Raw genomic sequence first — 15,905 nt, forward strand, 5'->3', positions numbered from 1 at the left:
GGTCAGTGCGCGTCCCCGCGCGGCGGCTGCGCCGTCACGAACGGGGTGTCTTTGTCGATCTTGCCGACCTTGGAGGCGCCGCCGGGCGAACCGAGATCCTCGAAGAACTCGTAGTTCGCGTTTGTGTAGTCCTTCCACTGCTCCGGGACGTCATCCTCGTAGAAGATGGCCTCGACCGGGCAGACCGGCTCACAGGCTCCGCAGTCGACACACTCATCGGGGTGGATGTAGAGCATCCGATTGCCCTCGTAGATGCAGTCGACCGGGCACTCTTCGATGCATGCCTTGTCGAGCACATCGACGCAGGGCTCAGCGATGATGTAGGTCACGGATCTATCCCTTCCAGAGCCACGCCGCGGGACACCGCAGCGTTACGGGCAGAGCCTAGTATCTCGCCGGAAGGAGGTGGCACGTGCTCCGACGGCAGGATGTGGGACACCGGGTGGTGGTCCGCCGAATTGTAGGCGTTTCCCAGGATCGACCACTCTTCACGGATGCGCTCGGTGAGCTGGTCGAGCTGACAGAGACGGAACTCACTCTCGCCACCGCCCAGGGCACGCTGCGCGTACCGCTGCGAGAGGTGCACCGCGCCAAGCGGGTGCCACCCGCCCGCCGGCCGCCCGCCGCCGATGTGATCGCCCTCGAGCTGGCCGCGAACGACGCCTGGCCGGCGCCGACCCAGGCCCGGCTGGGCAGCTGGATCCTGCGCGCGGCGGAGAACTGGACCGGCCGGGCCAACGCCGCCCTCGCGGTCGGCGACCCGGACCGCACGCTCGAAGCGGCCATCGACGCCGTCGAGCAGTGGTACGCGGCCAAGGGCCAGCTACCCATGATCAACACTCCGATGCCGCTCGCCGCCCCGGTCAACGCCGCCCTCGACGCCCGTGGCTGGACCGCGCGGCCGATGGTGCTGGTGCAGACGGGCGCGGTGCAGTCACTGGTCGCCGACATCGCGGCCCGGCGCGACCTGCCCCCGGTGGAGCTCGCCGACACCCCCACGGACGCCTGGCTGGCGATGGTCTCGGCACACAAGGGCACGCTCCCCGCCGCCGCGCGGCACGTGCTCACCGCCGTACCGGAAGTGGTTTTCGCCTCCGTGCAGGACGAGAGCGGCACCCTGCTCGGGGTCGCCCGGGGCGCGGTGACCGGCCCCGGGCCGGGCCGCTGGCTCGGCGTCTCGCTGGTGCAGACGGCGGCCGCGGCCCGCCGGCGCGGCCTGGGCCGGCACGTGATGCGCGCGGTGGCCCAGTGGGCGACCCAGCGCGGCGCCGTTCGCGCCTACCTGCAGGTGGAGGAGAGCAACACCGCCGCGGTGGGCCTCTACCAGGGTCTGGGCTTCACCACCCACCACACCTACCTGACCCGCGAGGCCCCGCGATAGCGGATCAGCGCCGCACCACCCGGCGCGGCTTGGTGGTCTTGGCCCGGGCGAAGGCGGCCAGCGACCGGGAGCGGTAGTCGCGGCCCAGCATCGTGGCGATCCAGTAGCCGAGCAGCGTGCCCACGATGGCGAAGCCGCCGTAGAGCCACACCTGGGAGAAGAAATTCCCGGCGCCGCCGGCGAACGGGCTGTCGCCGCTGACGAACGGCCCGACCAGGATGGTCAGCAGCATCCCGGCGAGCGCGGCGGCGCCCAGCTCGGGCAGCCAGGTGCTCGGCGGGACCCGCTGGGCTCGGACGAAGGTGACGATCGCCAGCACGATGCCGATCACCGCGAACATGATGATCGAGACCCTGTTCTCGGCCGTGTCGTTGTCGTGGAACCCGATGCGGATCACCAGTCGCGCGATCACGTTGATCGCGAACAGCGCCGCGGCCAACCAAACGATCCGCACCCAACGTTGCCTCATGCGTCCTCCCCGGACGGGCTACGGCTGCACGCCGCAGATGAATCTAGGCTCGGGATCGTAGCGCCAGGTGAACTTCTCGCGCTCGACCTCCTTGCCATCCTTGCGGATGACGCGCCACGCGTCCTGGGTGAAACCTGGGAGTCCGCTGGTGGCGATGCACCGCGGGCCCGGCTCCCGGTAGATCGTCGGCGGCGAGGTGACGTTGCGGCGCGGGCTGCGGACGGTCTTCACGCTGTCGTAGACCTTGGTGCTCCACATCGAGACCGTCACCGACCTGCTGGTGTACGACGTGTCGATCAGGATCCCGTACGGCGTGGTGTTCTTGAACTTCAGATCGAGCGTCGGGTAGAAGATCGTCGACTCGATCACCGCCGGATAGCGGGAGAAGTAGAACGAGTGCGGCTTGTGCTCGACGTCCTCGAGCCCGGCGTAGTAGGCGGCGTTGAACAGCGTCGTGGTGAACTGCGAGGCGCCGCCGCCGACCCCGGGCTCCAGCTTGCCGCCGACGATGACCGGCGCGTCCTTGTAGCCGGCCGCGTAGTCCCGCTCACCGGTGTGCTTGTTCAGCGAGAACGTCTCGCCGGGCTGGACCACGGCGCCGTCCACGGCCCGGGCCACGGTCATGATGTTCTGGCTGCGCGAGGAGCGGCTGCCGCCGGTGAAATAGGTGGTGAAGGTCGAGACCTTCTCCTTGACGCCCAGCGCGGCCAGGTCACCCTCGGTGGTCGCGGCCTCCTGCTTCACCAGCACCCCGGCGACCGAGCGGGGCGCGGGCTTCGGCAGCACCGCGAGCAGGGCCGGCCCGAGCCGGGCCAGGTCGACCATGTCGCCGGGGGTGCCGGCCAGGATCTTGGGCTTGCCGCCGGACACGGCGATCGTGGCCTGCTCGGGCTCCCGCTCCACCGCGGCGAACTCCTTGGCCGCGGCGGCGTGCAGCCTCTTGCCGTCGATCGCCGGGGTGAGCAGGCCGTTGTCGTCGGCGCGGAACACCAGGCCGCGGGCGATCGCCTTCGGGCTCAGGGTCAGCGACTTCTCCCCCACCGTCACCGTGACCGGCGCCGCGACGGCCGGCTCGGCCAGGTCCGCGATCAGCGCGTCCACCTGCTCCTTGCCGGTCGCGGGCGGCATCGTCACCAGCGCGACCGTGGCGGTGCCGCCGACCAGCCAGGCCTGCCGGACGGCGGACGCGGCGGTCGCCAGGTCCAGGCCCTGGCCGGCGGCCGGGTACGTGGGCTTCGGGGTGAGCCCGGCGAACCTGATCCCGGGCTTCTTCAGCGTGACCTTCGCCGGGTCGAGCCGCCCGCGCAGCGTCTGCTCCAGCTTCGCCTCGTCCATCTCGATCACCGGCGGCACGGTGCGCTCGCCGACCAGCCGCGGGTTGCCGCGGATCGCCCGGCCCACACTCGACGCCACGTTCAGCCGCAGCGCGAGGTCGGCGGCCTCGATCGAGAACGGGGTGCCGGCCAGGTTCACCGCCACCGGGTCGCCGGTGCGCGGGCCGACCGCCTCGGTCAGCGCCCGCTCGGCCTCGCTGCGGGACTTGCCGCCGAGATCCACACCGAGCATGGCGGTGCCCCGTGGCACGTCGCCGACGTACGCCCAGGCGACCGCGCCGGCCCCGGCGATCAGCACGGCGGCGGCGGTGCCGACCGCGACGATCCGCTTGCGGTTGACGGGGCCGTCCGCCGGGGGCGTCACCGTCGCGGGGGCCGGTCCGGCGGGGGTCTCAGAGGCGAACACGGCGCAAGTGTGCAGGCCGCGGCCCAGGACCGACAAACAACACGAGCGGTCGTCACTGCTTTGTGACAGGCGCCCGCCGCAAAATCAACTTGTAGGTGTATACGGCGAAGGTCAGGCTGCCGGCCAGGATCGTCACCAGCGCGACCCAGTCGTCGGCGCTGATCAGGTAGTCGCCCTCGGTGGTCCGGGTGCCCGCCGCGAAGAACATGATCAGCGTCCAGACCGCCCAGGGCGGCGCCAGCGCCCAGCGCCGGCCCACCGTGGTCACGGCGAACCAGGAGATCGCCAGGTTGGCCAGCACGGCCGCCGGCACCGCCACACCGATCGGCACCCCGCCGAGCCGCAGCGGGGACAGGAACAGCTCCAGGACCGCGGTGAGCCCCGCGGCCAGCACGGCGATGACCACGCCGGCGACCCGGACCGCGAGCTCCACGGCCGGGCGGGGCGGCGCGGGCGGCAGCTCGCCGGCGGGGGTCTCCACCGAGGGCGCCTCCAGCGTCATCGCCCCACCACGTTGCTGAACAGGTCGTCCTCCCACTTGTGCGGGCCGCTCACCTCGCCACGCTCGCCCTTGGCCAGGGTGAAGTACTCGACACCCATGAACTCGCCGCCGAAGTCGCCGGCGATGCCGTACAGCCAGGAGTTGTCCGGGATCTGGGTGGCGTGCGCGCGCATCGCGGCCACCTTCTGCTCGTAGAAGTCGGTGCCGTCGATGCGGGCGGCGATCTCGTCGTCCGGGTGGCCGAACGGCAGGTCCTCGACGCTCTGCACGTCGGCGAACGGGTTGTCGTCCATCCCCTTGAACGCCTCCATGCCACCGGAGAGCACGCTCAGCGGCATCGCGGTCCAGTAGATCTTCTCCGGTCCGCAGCCCTCGGCCTCGGCCAGCTTCGCCGCGCGCATCGCCACCCGGTGCGCCTGGATGTGGTCGGGGTGGCCGTAGAAGCCGTTGTCGTCGTAGGTGATGAGCACCTGCGGGCGGATCTCCCGCATGATCTCCAGGCACTGCTGGGCCGCCTCCTCGAGGTCGGCCTGCCAGAACGCCCGGGGGTGCCGGTTGGTCTCCAGCCCCATCATCCCGGAATCGCGGTAGCGGCCCGCGCCGCCGAGGAAGCGATGGTCGGTGACGCCGAGCGCGGCACAGGCCCGCTCCAGCTCGCCGATCCGCCAGCCGCCGAGCTGGTCGGCCTGGCGGGCCTCGAGCTGGGCCAGCGCGGGCACGTGGATCTCGCCCTCCTCGCCCAGCGTGCAGGTCACCAGGGTCACCAGGGCGCCCTCGGCGGCGTAGCGGGCCATGGTGGCTCCGGTGCCGGTGACCTCGTCGTCGGGGTGGGCGTGCACGAGCATGAGGCGGCGTGCGGGCAGCGCATTCGTCACGGGCGCCACTCTACGCGCGAGCCTTCTCCGGCCCCGCGTGAGCGGTTTGCCGGGCGCGAGGGGGCAATGATCAGCGATGCTGGTCGGCGTGGAGTATCCCGAGCTCGCGGAACGCACCGGGCGGTTCCGCTTCGGCGCCCCGCACGCCCTGACGGTCGGTGACGACGGCGCGCGGGTGGCCTTCCTGCGCTCCGCCGGCCCGCAGCGCCCGGCGCCGGCCCTGTGGGTGCTCAACGTGGCGACCGCGGCGCTCACCGAGATCACCCCGGGGCCGGTCGACTCGTACGCGGGCTCGGCCTCGCTCGACGTGCTGGCCTGGGCACACGAGGGCCGGCTGGCGTCCTCGGCGGCGGGACCGGTCGCTACCGCCGTACCGGTGCGGGACCCGCGGCCGGATCCCACCGGCCGGCACATCGGCTACGTCACCGCCGACGGCTGCCTGCGGGTGGTCGCCGACGGTGACGATCAGCTGCTGGCCGGGGAGCCGGGCAGCGGCGTGTCCTGGGGTGTGCCCGAGCCGGCGGCGGCCGAGTTCGGCCGCCGCCGCGGCTGGTGGTGGGCCCCGGACGGAACCCAGATCCTGGCGGTACGCGGCGCCGGCGCCTCCGCCAGCCTGCACCTGCTCGACCTGTACGGCGGCTGGGTCGACGTGCACTGGGACCGCGAGACCTACCCGTATCTGGTCGACGTGCACTGGCGCGGCCCGGGCAACGCCCTGCTCACCGTGCTGCGCCGGACCCAGCAGCACGGGCTGGTGCTCTCCGTCGACCCGCGCACCGGGGAGACCCAGGTGCACGCCGAGCTCGCGGACGCGCGCTGGGTGGAGCCCGTGCCCGGCACCCCCCGGCAGCTGCCGGACGGCCGCGTGCTGGTCGGCGGCGAGCTGGCCCACGACGGCTTCGACGCCCGCTGCCTGTTCGCCGACGGCAGCCTGATCACCCCGCCCGGCCTCTACGTGCGCCGGGTCGCCGGGGTGCTGCCCCGCCCGGCCGGCGGCCCGGAACTGATCATCGAGGGCACCGACGGCGAGCCGGGCGAGCAGCACGTCTACGCGGTCCGCACGGCGCTCGGCGGCGGTGGCGCCAAGGCCCGCCGGCTGACCGCGGCGCCGGGCTGGCACACCGCCACGGTCGGCGGCGACGTGCTGGTCATCAACCTGACCGTCGCCCGGGGCGGGGCCGACGTGCTGACCCTGCCGTCGCTGGCGGCGCCGCTGCCGTACCGGCCGGAGCCGGTGCTGGAACGCGTGACCGACCGCCGCCTGCCGTCCGCCGTGCTCTACCCCACCGGCCACTTCACCGGCACCCGGCTGCCGGTGCTGCTGGAACTGGGCGCGGGACCGGGCCACCAGCAGGTGGTGGCCGACCCGGCCCGGTGGCAGGAGCGGCAATGGTGGGCCGACGCCGGCTTCGTCGTGGTCAGCGTCGACACCAGGGGTACGCCGGGAGTCGCGCCCAGCTTCGAGAAGGTGGTCTACCGCCGGGTCGCCGACGTGGCCCTGACCGACCAGATCGACGCGCTGCACACCCTCACCGGCAAACACCCCGACCTGGACCTGACCCGGGTGGCGGTCCGCGGCACCGGCCTCGGTGGCTGGCTCGCGGCGCTGGCGCTCTCCCGCCGCCCCGAGGTGTTCCGCTGCGGCGTGGCCCGCGACCCGGTCACCGACTGGACCGCGCTGCCGCCCGCGTTCGCCGAGCGCTACCTGGGCAGCCACACCGACAACGCCGACATCTACCAGCACCACAGCGTCAGCCCACCGGCGACGCTCCTGCTCTCCCCCGACGGGGACCTGTCCGCAGAACTCGCATTCGTGACCCGGGAGTGTGCATGACGTCAGCCCTGATCGGCCGCAGCCTGCCCATGGAAGCCCTGGCGACGACCGAGTCGGATTACCTCCAGCTCGGCGAGACCTCGGCCCGCACGGAGCTGTGGGACGGCGGCGTACTGACCTGCCCCCGGGACACGCCGAGGCACCAGCTGATCCTGAACGCCCTGGCCAACGCGCTGCGCGCGAACCGTACCGACCTGAACGTGATCTCCGGCGTCCCGGTGCGGCTGGGCCCGGGCCGGATCGCGGTCCCGGACCTGATCATCGCGGGCACCATCGACCTGGACCAGCCGCTGGTGGAGGCCCAGTCGGTGCGCCTGGTCTGCGAGATCACGTCCACGGCGAGCGCGACGGTGGACTGGACGCTGAAGATGCACGCGTACGCCCAGGCGCGAATCCCGTGCTACCTGGTGGCGGAACCGGAGCGGGGGCTGCTGCACAGCCACATGCTGTCGGCACAGGGCTACGTCGAACAATCGGTGATGCAACTCGTCCGCGTGACCGGCCTCGATCTCTGACCAGCCTGATCATGGCTCGATGTGGGAAACTGGGGCCATGATCTCCGCCATCCTGGAGCAGGGAACGCCGGTGACAGAAGAGGAGTTCTTCGCGCTCGGTGAAACTTCCAAGCGGGTCGAACTCTTCGACGGGAGCCTGTACATGACCCCCGCCCCCACTCCTCAGCACCAGCACATCTCGAGCGAGCTCAAGTTCGCGCTCCGGACCGCAGCCCGCACCGCCGGGCTGTACGTCCACGAGGCTGTCAACGTGCGGCTACAGCCCGGCCGGATCCCGATCCCCGACCTGGTGGTCACCGGAAAGATCGACTTCAAGGAACTGGTCATCGACGCCGGTGCCGTGGTGTTGATCTGCGAGATTGTCTCGCCGTCCAACGCTTCGGCCGACAGAGTCCTCAAGATGCACTACTACGCGGCGGCCGGCATCCCGTGGTATCTCCTGGTCGAGCAGGAGAGCGCCGCCCTGCACCTGTACCAGCTGTCCGGCAACCACTACGTCGAGCGCTCGGTCACCAGGCCCGGCGAGGTGCTCCATCTGGATGAGCCCTTGACCGCCGATCTCGTCCCCGAGGACCTGCTGCCGCCGGATTAGGCGGCGGCCAGCTGGTTGCGGCCGGCTCGTTTGGCGGTGTAGAGGTGGGCGTCCGCGCGGTCGTACAGGTCCCGGCCCGGCTCGCCCGCGTGGCAGGCTGCCAGGCCCATGCTCAGCGTCACCGTCAGCTCCGGCGCGATCGTGCTCCAGTCGCGGGCCAGGATCACCCGGCGGATCCGCTCGGCGACCTGCCGGGCCTCGTGCTCGCCGGTGGACAGGAACATGGCGAACTCGTCACCGCCGAAGCGGATCGCCACCTCGTCCTGGCGGCAGTGTGAGCGCAGCACCGCGGCGATCTCGCCCAGCACCCGGTCGCCGACGCCGTGCGAGTAGCGGTCGTTGATGTCCTTGAACCGGTCCACGTCGATCAGCAGCAGCGAGCCCCCGTCCGCGACCGTGTCGATCCGGCGGTCGAACATCCGCCGGTTGCCCAGCCCGGTCAGCGCGTCCGAGGTGGCGGCCAGGTCCGCGGTCGTGCGTGCCGCCTCCAGCTCCACCCGGCGGTACGCCTGCCGCAGCATCGTGCGCCGGTCCAGCCGCAGCTGCCACAGCGCCTCGACGTGGCTGCGCAGCGACTCGAGGACCGCCTGGGTGGCGTCGCCGGGGAACTCCAGGACGGCGGTGATCGCCAGCTCGTACTGGAAGAGCAGGCGCTGGGACCGCAGGACCGAGAGTTCCAGCGCGGCCCGGAACTCCCGGCGGGCGGCCCGCCACTCGCCGGTGGCCCGCAGGGCCAGCCCGTGCGCGAGGTGCAGCAGTCGGGCCTCGTGGTGCTGGCCGGCCGCGCGCATGCTCGGCAACAACTCGTCGACCAGGGCGAACGCCTCCGCGGTGCGGCCGGTCTTGGCGTGGCAGACCGCGAGTGCCGCGGTGCCGACCGGGGAGTCGATGCCCTGGTCGATCCAGAACTGCAGCACCGCCACGCTCTTGTCGATCAGGCCCGCCGCCTCCTCCGCACGGCCCACCTGCTCCAGCCGCAGCGCCCACTCCAGCCACAGCTCGGCATGGGTCAGCTCGGCGGCGGAGCGGTACAGGTCGTCCGGGGTCTCGAACGACTCCAGGCAGCGGCGCATGGCATCGTCGGCGAGTTCGAAGAGCTCGGCGCCGCGGGCCGCCTCACCCAGCGAGGACATGGCGGAGAAGTACCGCAGGCCCTTGCGCGGCGCCACGTCCAGCACGGCCATCGCCCGGGCGACGTAGTGCAGCCCGTCGTCGATGCGGCCCAGGTGGATCAGCACCTCGGCGGTGTCCGCCATGATCTTGGCGTCGGTGGCCCTGGGTCCGCCCAGCGTGGGCTGGGCGGCGACCAGGGCCTCGGCGATGCCCAGGGCCTCGTCCAGCCGGCCGAGGGCGCTCAGGGCGTACATCCGGCCCAGCCGGCTGACCCGGTGGGTGCGATGGTCGCCGAGCATCAGCGTGATCGCTTCCGCCTCGTCGGCGGCGAGCAGCGTCTCGGCGTGGTGACCTCGGATGGTCAGCCCGTGCACGTGCAGCGCGAGGGCGGCATGGGGACCGTACGGCGACACCAGCACCGGCAGGCGGTTCATCGGTGGTCCCTGTTTCCCATGGCCCTATGGTCGGCCGATCCGCACCCGATGTGAGGCCTCCGGGCCACTCGGGCGGAGAATGTCGGTGGGGTCGCCTAGGGTCTCCGACATGAGCGTGGATCACTTCGACGAGGCCGGCGCGGCGGTGCAGGCAGCCCTCGACGCCGGGGCCCGATATGCCGACGCCAGGGTGATGCTGCGCCGCACCGAGACCATGAGCGCCCGGGACGGCGAGGTCGAGGATCTCAGCTCCGACGAGAGCGCGGGCATCGGCGTGCGGGCGCTGGTGGGGTCGAGCTGGGGCTTCTACGCCGTGCCCGACCTGTCCGACGCCGCCGCCCGCGCGGCCGGCCGCCGGGCCGCCGAGATCGCCGCCGCCAGCGCGCTGGTCCCCGGTCCGCCGATCGACCTGGTCCCGGCCGGCGCCGGCGCCGCGAGCTGGGCCAGCCGGTGCGAGATCGACCCGCTCTCGGTGCCGCTGTCGGTCAAGGGCGATCTGCTGGTCGCCGCCACCGCGGCGGCCCGCGACGCGGGCGCCGACCTGGCCGAGGGCATCTACCAGATCTGGGACACCCGCAAGTGGTTCGCCTCCAGCGACGGCCACCGCATCGACCAGCACATCCGCGAGTGCGGCGCGGGCATCACGGCGAGCGCATACGGCGACGGCGAGATCCAGCGCCGGTCCTGGCCCTCGCACCGCGGGCAGTACGGCACCCGCGGCTGGGAGCTGGTCGACGAGCTGGCGCTGACCGACAACGCCGCCCGGATGGCCGACGAGGCGCGGGCGCTGCTGACCGCCCCGCTCTGCCCGTCCGGCGAGACCACGCTGATCCTCGGCGGTGAGCAGCTGGCCCTGCAGATCCACGAGTCCGTCGGGCACGCCATCGAGCTGGACCGCATCCTCGGCTGGGAGGCCGCCTTCGCCGGCACCTCCTGGCTCGACCTGGACCAGCTCGGCAGCCTGCGATACGGCTCCGACCTGATGAACATCACCATCGACCCGACGATCCCGGGCGCGCTGGGCAGCTTCGGTTACGACGACGAGGGCTCACCGGCGGTCAAGCGCGACGCCGTCCGCAACGGCCGCTGGGTGGGCGTGCTGGCCGGCCGCGACTCCGCGGCGATGGCCGGGCTGGACTACGCCGGCAGCGTCCGCTCGGACGGCTGGGCGCGGCTGCCGATGGTCCGGATGACCAACGTCGGCCTGGAGCCGGGCCCGCACACCCTCGACGAGATCATCGCGGCCACCGACGACGGCGTGCTGATGGACATCAACCGCTCCTGGTCGATCGACGACCGCCGGCTCAACTTCCAGTTCGGCTGCGAGATCGGATACGAGGTCAAGAACGGCAAGCGCGGGCGGATGCTGCGCAACCCGACGTATACCGGGATCGGCCCGAAGTTCTGGCAGTCGATGGACATGCTCTCCTCGGAGTCCGTCGCCTGGGGCACACCGAACTGCGGCAAGGGCCAGCCCGGCCAGATCGGGCACACCGGCCACCCGGCCGCACCGGCCCGCTTCACCAACGTCCGCGTGGGGGTGCGGGGATGACCGCAAACGAGCAGGCCGCCGTTGACACCGGCCGGGGGTGCGCATGAGCGCCGAGCTTGATCTGGCCGGCCGGGTCGTCGAGCTGACCCGGCGGCTCGCCGGGACGGGCGCCGAGGCCGAGGTCATCGCGGAGCACTCCGCCGAGGCGCTGACCCGCTTCGCCAACTCCGCGATCCACCAGAACGTCGCAGACGCCACCACCACCGTGCGCCTGCGGCTGCACCTGGACGGGCGGACGGCCGCCGGCTCCACCACCGTGACCACCGCGGCCGGGCTGGAGTCCCTGGTCGAGCGCACCGTCGCGGCGTCCCGGCTCTCCCCGCCCGACCACGCGTGGCCCGGCCTGACCCGGCCGGCCCCGCTGCGCGCCACCCCGGGCTTCGACCAGGCGACCGCTGCCGCGGGCCCGCACGAGCGCGCCGAACGCGTCCGCGACTTCGTCCGGGCGGCCGGCGGCCTGGAGACGGCCGGCTTCTGCCGCACGGCGTACGCCTCGGGCGGCTTCGCGAACACCGCCGGCCAGGCGGTCGAGGGCCGGGCAGCGGAGGCCGCGATGGACGGCATCGCCCGCCTCGACGGCGCGGACGGCGTGGCCCGCCGGGCCGCCGGCCGCCTGGCCGACCTGGACGGCGCTGCCCTGGGCACCCGCGCGGCGGCGAAGGCCCGGGCGGGCGGGCGGCCGATCGAGCTGCCGCCGGGCCGCTACGAGGTGGTCCTGGAGCCGACAGCGGTGGCCGACATCCTCGACAACCTGGCGACCTTCGGCTTCAACGGCAAGGCGTTCGCCCAGCACCAGTCGTTCGCGGAGCTGGGCACCCAGCAGTTCGACGAGGCGGTGACCATCACCGACGAGCCGCTGGGCGCGATGCTGCCGTTCGACCTGGAGGGCACACCCCGCGACACGCTGCTCCTGGTGGACAACGGCACGACCACCGCGGTCAGTCACGACCGCACCTCGGCGGCCGAGGCGGGCGCGACGTCGACCGGGCACGGGGGCGCGGCGTCGCGGTCGTGGGGCCCGATCGCCACCAACCTGCGCCTGGCGCCGGGGGCGGTCGGCGCCGGCGCACCGGAGAACGGCGAGGGCCCGACCGCGGCCTCGGCCCGCGCCCTGGTCGGCGGCCTGCGCCGGGGCCTGCTGATCACCGACTTCTGGTACACCCGGGTGCTCGACCAGAAGAGCCTGGTCATCACGGGCCTGACCCGCAACGGCGTCTGGCTGGTCGAGGACGGCGAGGTGACGGCGGCGGTGGGCAACATGCGCTTCACCCAGTCGTATCCGCAGGCGCTGGGCCCGGGGGCGGTGCTGGGCGTGGGCGCGGAGGCGGTCGCCCTGCCCGACCGCTGGTCCGGGGTCCGCTACACGGCCCCGGCCCTGCGCCTGGCGTCCTGGAACCTGACCGGCAACGCCTCCGGCTGACCCGGCGACCGGCACGGAAGGGGAGACCACCATCGGCGGCTCGCGCACGATCACTCTGTGGCGGCCCACCGGCCAGGCCGAGCTCGACCTCGTGGCGGCCTCCGGGTGGCGGGCCTGGCCGCCCCGCCTGCCGGACCAGCCGATCTTCTACCCGGTCTGCAACCGGTGGTACGCAACGAAGATCGCCCGCGAGTGGAACGTGCCGGCCGAGGGGGTGGGCTACGTGACCCGGTTCGAGGTGGACCGTGCCTACCTCGACCGATACGAGGTGCACCAGGCCGGCGGCCGCGACGTCCTGGAGTACTGGATCCCCGCCGCGGAGCTGGCCGAGCTGAACGCCCACATCGTCGGCGCGATCACCGAGCAGGCCGAATACCGCGGGCCGGTGCACGACCAGGCGTTCACCGCCGCCGAGGAGGCGCTGGGCCGGCCCCTGCCCAGCGCGTGGCGCGCCTATCTCCAGGGCGGGTCCTGGTTCCGTCGAGGGTGGATGGACACCGGCGCCTACGTCTCGCTCAACACGCCCCGCGACATGCTCGAGCTCCACGAGGCCTGGGAGGAAGCCACCGACGCGCACCCCGGCATCGCGATCATCGGCGGCGACGGCTCCCGGGAACAGCTCGTGCTCGACCTGCGCGGCGACCCGGCGCCGGTGCTGCTGCTCGACACCACCAGCGACGGCTGGGCGAACGGCATCCGGCAGGGCGATGACATCGGCGGGCTGATCGACCGCATCGAAGCCGGCACCTTCGCCTTCACCTTCGCGGACGGCGAGCCGCAGCCCGCAGTGCAGGAGTGAGCATGTTCGTGGTGACGCTGACCTACCGCGCCGACCTCGCCCAGGTGGACGAGGCGCTGCCCGCCCACATCACCTGGCTGGATCGGCAGTACGCAGACGGGGTCTTCGTCGCCTCCGGCCCCCGGGTCCCCCGGATCGGCGGCGTGATCCTGGCGCACGGCCTCTCCCGCGGCGACCTGAACAGCCGGCTGGCGGCGGACCCGTTCCACCAGCGGGGCATCGCCGAGTACGCGGTCACCGAGTTCGTCCCCTCCCGCGCGGCCGAAGGGCTGGCCGGCCTGCTGCCGCCGCCCTGAGAGACCCGCGGCGCCTACCGGCCGGGGACCTCCGTCGGGCCGTCGACCTGGGTGAACCGTCGCCCGTCCCACTCGTACGTCCGCACCTGGCGCACGTCGCTGTACTTCCGCGTGACCGTCACCCGGAGCCGCCCCTCCGAGATCCGCAAGCTCCCGTAGACCTGCGCCAGCGGCCCCACGTACCCCATCCCCCGCAACGACCCGCTCCGTCCGTTCACCACCAGGAGCTGGCCCGAGGAGTCACCGCTGTCCCCGCCCGCGGCCCAGCACGACACGTGCACCACCGCCTCGGCGCGGCCGTCGCCGTCCAGGTCGCCGTAGGTCGCGGGACCGTCGCGGTAGCTGCCGCGGATCTCGCCCGGCCCGCTATTGCCCGCCCACCTCCCGTCGGTCAGGGTGACGCGCCGACCGGGCAGTCCTTGTCGTCGCGCCCGTCCGGCAGCCGGATCGTCGCGCTCGCCCAATCGACCCGCCGCACGTCCACCGCCGCCGAAGTGGTGCCGGCGGCCGACGGTGTGCCGCTCGGAACAGCGGAAGCGTCAGGCACCGCCGACGGTGTGCCGTTCGGAACGGCGGAAGCGTCGGGCACCGCCGACCGGGTGCAGCCGCCGGTGAGCAGCGCGGTGAGGACGAGGACCACCGCGGTGAGTCCTTTGTGGCCGGCTTGAGTCATGCTCAGGACACGCTGACCCGATCTGGTGGCTTGCGCCGCTGTGGAAGTTGTCACCGGATGCAATCGGCCGGGGCGTCCGCGCGTGTGGGTATCGGCACCGGGAAGGGCAGCGCGGCGGGAGTGACAGTGCAGGAAGACGAGCCGGGCGGCGACGCCGGCCGGCAGCGACCCTTGCGGGCCGTGCTGCCCGAGCCGGCGTCCGCGCTGGACGGCCGGGCCGGTTTCGACCGGTTCTACCAGACCTGGTACGGCCGGGTCTGCGCCCAGGTGCACGCCTACCTCAACGATCGCGCCGAGGCCGAGGACCTGGTTCAGGAGGCGTTCCTGCGCGCCTGGCAGCGGTGGTCCGACATCCACCGGTACGACGACCCGGTCGCGTGGGTGCGCCGGGTCGCGTGGAACCTGGCCACCAGCCGGTTGCGCCGGCTCGTCGTCGCCGGCCGGGTGTTGCGCAAGCAGGCGCCGCCGGCGGTCACGCCGGGCGCCGACCCCGATCACGTCGCGCTCGTGGCGGCGTTGCGCCGGCTGCCCGAGCGTCAGCGCCGGGTGATCGTGCTGCACCACATCGCCGACCTGCCGGTCGTGGAGATCGCCGCGGAGCTCGGGGTGCCCAAGGGCACGGTGGTGTCGTGGCTGCACCGGGGCCGGGCACAGCTGGCCGCGCAGCTCAGCGAGGCAGGCCCGCCGCGCACAGCAGCGAACGGCTCCGGAGAGGCGGTGCAGTCATGACCCCGGCCGACCACACGCCCGATGCCGCCCTGGCGTCGTACCGCGACAGTGCGCACGAGGTCTTCACCGCCCCACCCGCGGAGCTCATCGTGGTGCGGGCCCGCCGGCGCACCCGGAACCGGGTGGTGCTCGCCACGGCCGCCGCCGCCGTCGTGGTCGTGCTGGGCGGGGTGGCCGTCGCGACCCGGCCGGTGGATCGGCCCGGCCCGGACCATCCGGTCGACCCGCCGACGGTCACCACCACGGCTACCGGACCGGCGTCCGCGCCGACCACGCCGTCGCCGCCGCCGAGTCAGCCGCCGTCCACCGAGGCGCCGTCCAGCGCGACCTCAACGAGCAGGACCTCGTCGTCGAACAGCCCGGCCCCGCTGGATCTGCGGGAGGTGGGCTGGAACAACTTCACCATCCGGCTGCCGTCCGACCGGGACGACAAGGACTGCCCGGTGGGCCGGACCAAGCTCACCGACGGCGAGTGGCCGGAGTCGGGCGACCAGGGGCCGGGCACGATCATCGTCGCCTACCAGGGGAACGCTCCGGTCTACGGCGACCTGGACGGCGACGGCCGGGCGGAGGCAGTCCGCTATGTGAAGTGCTTCGCGGCCGGCGGGGACAGCGGCGACTCGTCCGGCCAGCTGATCGTGATCACCGCCCGCGGCGACCAGCGGGTGGGTCTCGGTTACGCCGGGCCGCTGGCGGCGGCCTACGACGACGTCCGGATCACCGGCGGCAAGCTCGTGGTCACCGTGACCGACCGGTACTGGGACCAGCAGCAGAAGCGCACCTACCGCTGGGACGGATCCGCCTTCGTCCAGATCGCCGGCCCGACCGCCTGGCCCCCGATCCGCTGAGCCAGCCGTCCGGGCCGCTGAGCCGAGCGGACCGCCGAGCCGAGCGGACCGCCGAGCCGAGCGGACCGCCGAGCCGAGCGAGCCGCCGAGCCGAGCGAGCCGCCGAGCCGAGCGGACCGCTGAGCCAAGCGGA

17 protein-coding genes and 1 pseudogene are annotated in these 15,905 nt (G+C 73.0%); 10 read left to right on the forward strand and 8 right to left on the reverse strand.

Annotation, left to right across the window (positions count from 1 at the left end; translation table 11 throughout):
* Positions 1-2 precede the first annotated feature (2 nt).
* Positions 3-329 carry a ferredoxin gene (fdxA, locus tag ACIBQZ_RS06815; protein ID WP_125804627.1) on the reverse strand — a complete coding sequence of 109 codons (327 nt, stop codon included), beginning with the start codon at positions 327-329 and terminating at the stop codon, positions 3-5.
* 83 nt (positions 330-412) lie between these two features.
* Between fdxA and ACIBQZ_RS06820 the strand changes: the two genes are divergently transcribed.
* The gene (locus tag ACIBQZ_RS06820) at positions 413-1,381 is read left to right on the forward strand and encodes a GNAT family N-acetyltransferase (RefSeq protein ID WP_396087496.1); all 969 of its coding nucleotides are present in this window, start codon (positions 413-415) and stop codon (positions 1,379-1,381) included.
* Positions 1,382-1,385: 4 nt separating this feature from the next.
* Here the strand turns inward: ACIBQZ_RS06820 and ACIBQZ_RS06825 are convergent, their stop codons facing one another.
* From ACIBQZ_RS06825 to mshB, 4 genes are read right to left on the reverse strand one after another with little or no spacing between them, the layout of a single operon-like run.
* The gene (locus ACIBQZ_RS06825) at positions 1,386-1,850 is read right to left on the reverse strand and encodes a hypothetical protein (RefSeq protein WP_396087497.1); all 465 of its coding nucleotides are present in this window, start codon (positions 1,848-1,850) and stop codon (positions 1,386-1,388) included.
* A gap of 18 nt (positions 1,851-1,868) precedes the next feature.
* Complete coding sequence (locus tag ACIBQZ_RS06830; RefSeq protein WP_396087498.1) at positions 1,869-3,590, reverse strand: VanW family protein; 1,722 nt, start codon at positions 3,588-3,590, stop codon at positions 1,869-1,871.
* 52 nt (positions 3,591-3,642) lie between these two features.
* On the reverse strand, positions 3,643-4,092 hold the full coding sequence (locus ACIBQZ_RS06835) for a hypothetical protein (protein ID WP_396087499.1): 450 nt from the start codon (positions 4,090-4,092) through the stop codon (positions 3,643-3,645).
* Positions 4,089-4,937: an N-acetyl-1-D-myo-inositol-2-amino-2-deoxy-alpha-D-glucopyranoside deacetylase gene (gene mshB, locus ACIBQZ_RS06840; RefSeq protein WP_396087917.1), complete on the reverse strand. Its 849-nt coding sequence runs from the start codon at positions 4,935-4,937 to the stop codon at positions 4,089-4,091. The genes ACIBQZ_RS06835 and mshB overlap by 4 nt, the downstream gene beginning before the upstream one ends.
* A gap of 106 nt (positions 4,938-5,043) precedes the next feature.
* On the opposite strand from mshB, the gene ACIBQZ_RS06845 reads away from it, so the two are divergent.
* Genes ACIBQZ_RS06845 through ACIBQZ_RS06855 form a run of 3 tightly spaced genes read left to right on the forward strand, consistent with a single transcriptional unit; the run spans position 5,044 to position 7,908 of the window.
* Complete coding sequence (locus ACIBQZ_RS06845; protein ID WP_396087500.1) at positions 5,044-6,801, forward strand: prolyl oligopeptidase family serine peptidase; 1,758 nt, start codon at positions 5,044-5,046, stop codon at positions 6,799-6,801.
* Positions 6,798-7,316 (forward strand): Uma2 family endonuclease, encoded by a 519-nt coding sequence (locus ACIBQZ_RS06850; RefSeq protein WP_396087501.1) that lies wholly within the window; start codon positions 6,798-6,800, stop codon positions 7,314-7,316. Before ACIBQZ_RS06845 ends, ACIBQZ_RS06850 begins: the two co-directional genes overlap by 4 nt.
* A 37-nt stretch (positions 7,317-7,353) precedes the next feature.
* On the forward strand, positions 7,354-7,908 hold the full coding sequence (locus tag ACIBQZ_RS06855) for a Uma2 family endonuclease (protein ID WP_396087502.1): 555 nt from the start codon (positions 7,354-7,356) through the stop codon (positions 7,906-7,908).
* On the opposite strand, the gene ACIBQZ_RS06860 is transcribed toward ACIBQZ_RS06855, so the two are convergent.
* Positions 7,905-9,455: a diguanylate cyclase gene (locus ACIBQZ_RS06860; RefSeq protein WP_396087504.1), complete on the reverse strand. Its 1,551-nt coding sequence runs from the start codon at positions 9,453-9,455 to the stop codon at positions 7,905-7,907. The two genes, ACIBQZ_RS06855 and ACIBQZ_RS06860, sit on opposite strands and share 4 nt — an antisense overlap.
* Before the next feature lie 115 nt (positions 9,456-9,570).
* Here ACIBQZ_RS06860 and ACIBQZ_RS06865 point away from each other — a divergent pair, with 115 nt between their 5' ends.
* The 4 genes and pseudogenes from ACIBQZ_RS06865 to ACIBQZ_RS06880 all read left to right on the forward strand — a co-directional run bounded on the left by ACIBQZ_RS06865 (position 9,571) and on the right by ACIBQZ_RS06880 (position 13,522).
* Complete coding sequence (locus tag ACIBQZ_RS06865) at positions 9,571-11,007, forward strand: TldD/PmbA family protein (RefSeq protein WP_396087918.1); 1,437 nt, start codon at positions 9,571-9,573, stop codon at positions 11,005-11,007.
* Between the two features lie 43 nt (positions 11,008-11,050).
* Positions 11,051-12,427 carry a TldD/PmbA family protein gene (locus ACIBQZ_RS06870; protein ID WP_396087505.1) on the forward strand — a complete coding sequence of 459 codons (1,377 nt, stop codon included), beginning with the start codon at positions 11,051-11,053 and terminating at the stop codon, positions 12,425-12,427.
* A gap of 31 nt (positions 12,428-12,458) precedes the next feature.
* A pseudogene (locus ACIBQZ_RS06875) lies at positions 12,459-12,806 on the forward strand (ADP-ribosylation/crystallin J1); the annotation flags it as partial.
* Positions 12,807-13,228: 422 nt separating this feature from the next.
* Entirely contained in the window at positions 13,229-13,522 is a 294-nt protein-coding gene (locus ACIBQZ_RS06880) for a YciI family protein (protein ID WP_396087506.1), read from the forward strand.
* A gap of 14 nt (positions 13,523-13,536) precedes the next feature.
* On the opposite strand, the gene ACIBQZ_RS06885 is transcribed toward ACIBQZ_RS06880, so the two are convergent.
* Together ACIBQZ_RS06885 and ACIBQZ_RS06890 are read right to left on the reverse strand one after the other, a co-directional pair.
* Complete coding sequence (locus ACIBQZ_RS06885; RefSeq protein ID WP_396087507.1) at positions 13,537-13,986, reverse strand: hypothetical protein; 450 nt, start codon at positions 13,984-13,986, stop codon at positions 13,537-13,539.
* Complete coding sequence (locus ACIBQZ_RS06890) at positions 13,914-14,195, reverse strand: hypothetical protein (protein WP_396087508.1); 282 nt, start codon at positions 14,193-14,195, stop codon at positions 13,914-13,916. Before ACIBQZ_RS06890 ends, ACIBQZ_RS06885 begins: the two co-directional genes overlap by 73 nt.
* 120 nt (positions 14,196-14,315) lie before the next feature.
* On the opposite strand from ACIBQZ_RS06890, the gene ACIBQZ_RS06895 reads away from it, so the two are divergent.
* Together ACIBQZ_RS06895 and ACIBQZ_RS06900 are read left to right on the forward strand one after the other, a co-directional pair.
* Complete coding sequence (locus tag ACIBQZ_RS06895; protein ID WP_396087509.1) at positions 14,316-14,924, forward strand: RNA polymerase sigma factor; 609 nt, start codon at positions 14,316-14,318, stop codon at positions 14,922-14,924.
* Positions 14,921-15,772, forward strand: coding sequence for a hypothetical protein (locus tag ACIBQZ_RS06900; protein WP_396087510.1), 852 nt, complete (start codon positions 14,921-14,923; stop codon positions 15,770-15,772). The genes ACIBQZ_RS06895 and ACIBQZ_RS06900 overlap by 4 nt, the downstream gene beginning before the upstream one ends.
* The last annotated feature ends 133 nt before the right edge of the window (positions 15,773-15,905 follow it).

Source organism: Actinoplanes sp. NPDC049599 (assembly GCF_044465625.1).
Classification (GTDB): domain Bacteria; phylum Actinomycetota; class Actinomycetes; order Mycobacteriales; family Micromonosporaceae; genus Actinoplanes.

Coding starts and splice junctions, on each gene's coding strand:
- ACIBQZ_RS06845 (WP_396087500.1), top strand. CDS start 5,044: ATGCTGGTCGGCGTGGAGTATCCCGAGCTCGCGGAACGCACCGGGCGG.
- ACIBQZ_RS06860 (WP_396087504.1), bottom strand. CDS start 9,455: ATGAACCGCCTGCCGGTGCTGGTGTCGCCGTACGGTCCCCATGCCGCC.
- ACIBQZ_RS06900 (WP_396087510.1), top strand. CDS start 14,921: ATGACCCCGGCCGACCACACGCCCGATGCCGCCCTGGCGTCGTACCGC.
- ACIBQZ_RS06835 (WP_396087499.1), bottom strand. CDS start 4,092: ATGACGCTGGAGGCGCCCTCGGTGGAGACCCCCGCCGGCGAGCTGCCG.
- ACIBQZ_RS06850 (WP_396087501.1), top strand. CDS start 6,798: ATGACGTCAGCCCTGATCGGCCGCAGCCTGCCCATGGAAGCCCTGGCG.
- ACIBQZ_RS06880 (WP_396087506.1), top strand. CDS start 13,229: ATGTTCGTGGTGACGCTGACCTACCGCGCCGACCTCGCCCAGGTGGAC.
- ACIBQZ_RS06870 (WP_396087505.1), top strand. CDS start 11,051: ATGAGCGCCGAGCTTGATCTGGCCGGCCGGGTCGTCGAGCTGACCCGG.
- ACIBQZ_RS06855 (WP_396087502.1), top strand. CDS start 7,354: ATGATCTCCGCCATCCTGGAGCAGGGAACGCCGGTGACAGAAGAGGAG.
- ACIBQZ_RS06890 (WP_396087508.1), bottom strand. CDS start 14,195: ATGACTCAAGCCGGCCACAAAGGACTCACCGCGGTGGTCCTCGTCCTC.
- ACIBQZ_RS06825 (WP_396087497.1), bottom strand. CDS start 1,850: ATGAGGCAACGTTGGGTGCGGATCGTTTGGTTGGCCGCGGCGCTGTTC.
- mshB (WP_396087917.1), bottom strand. CDS start 4,937: ATGCTCGTGCACGCCCACCCCGACGACGAGGTCACCGGCACCGGAGCC.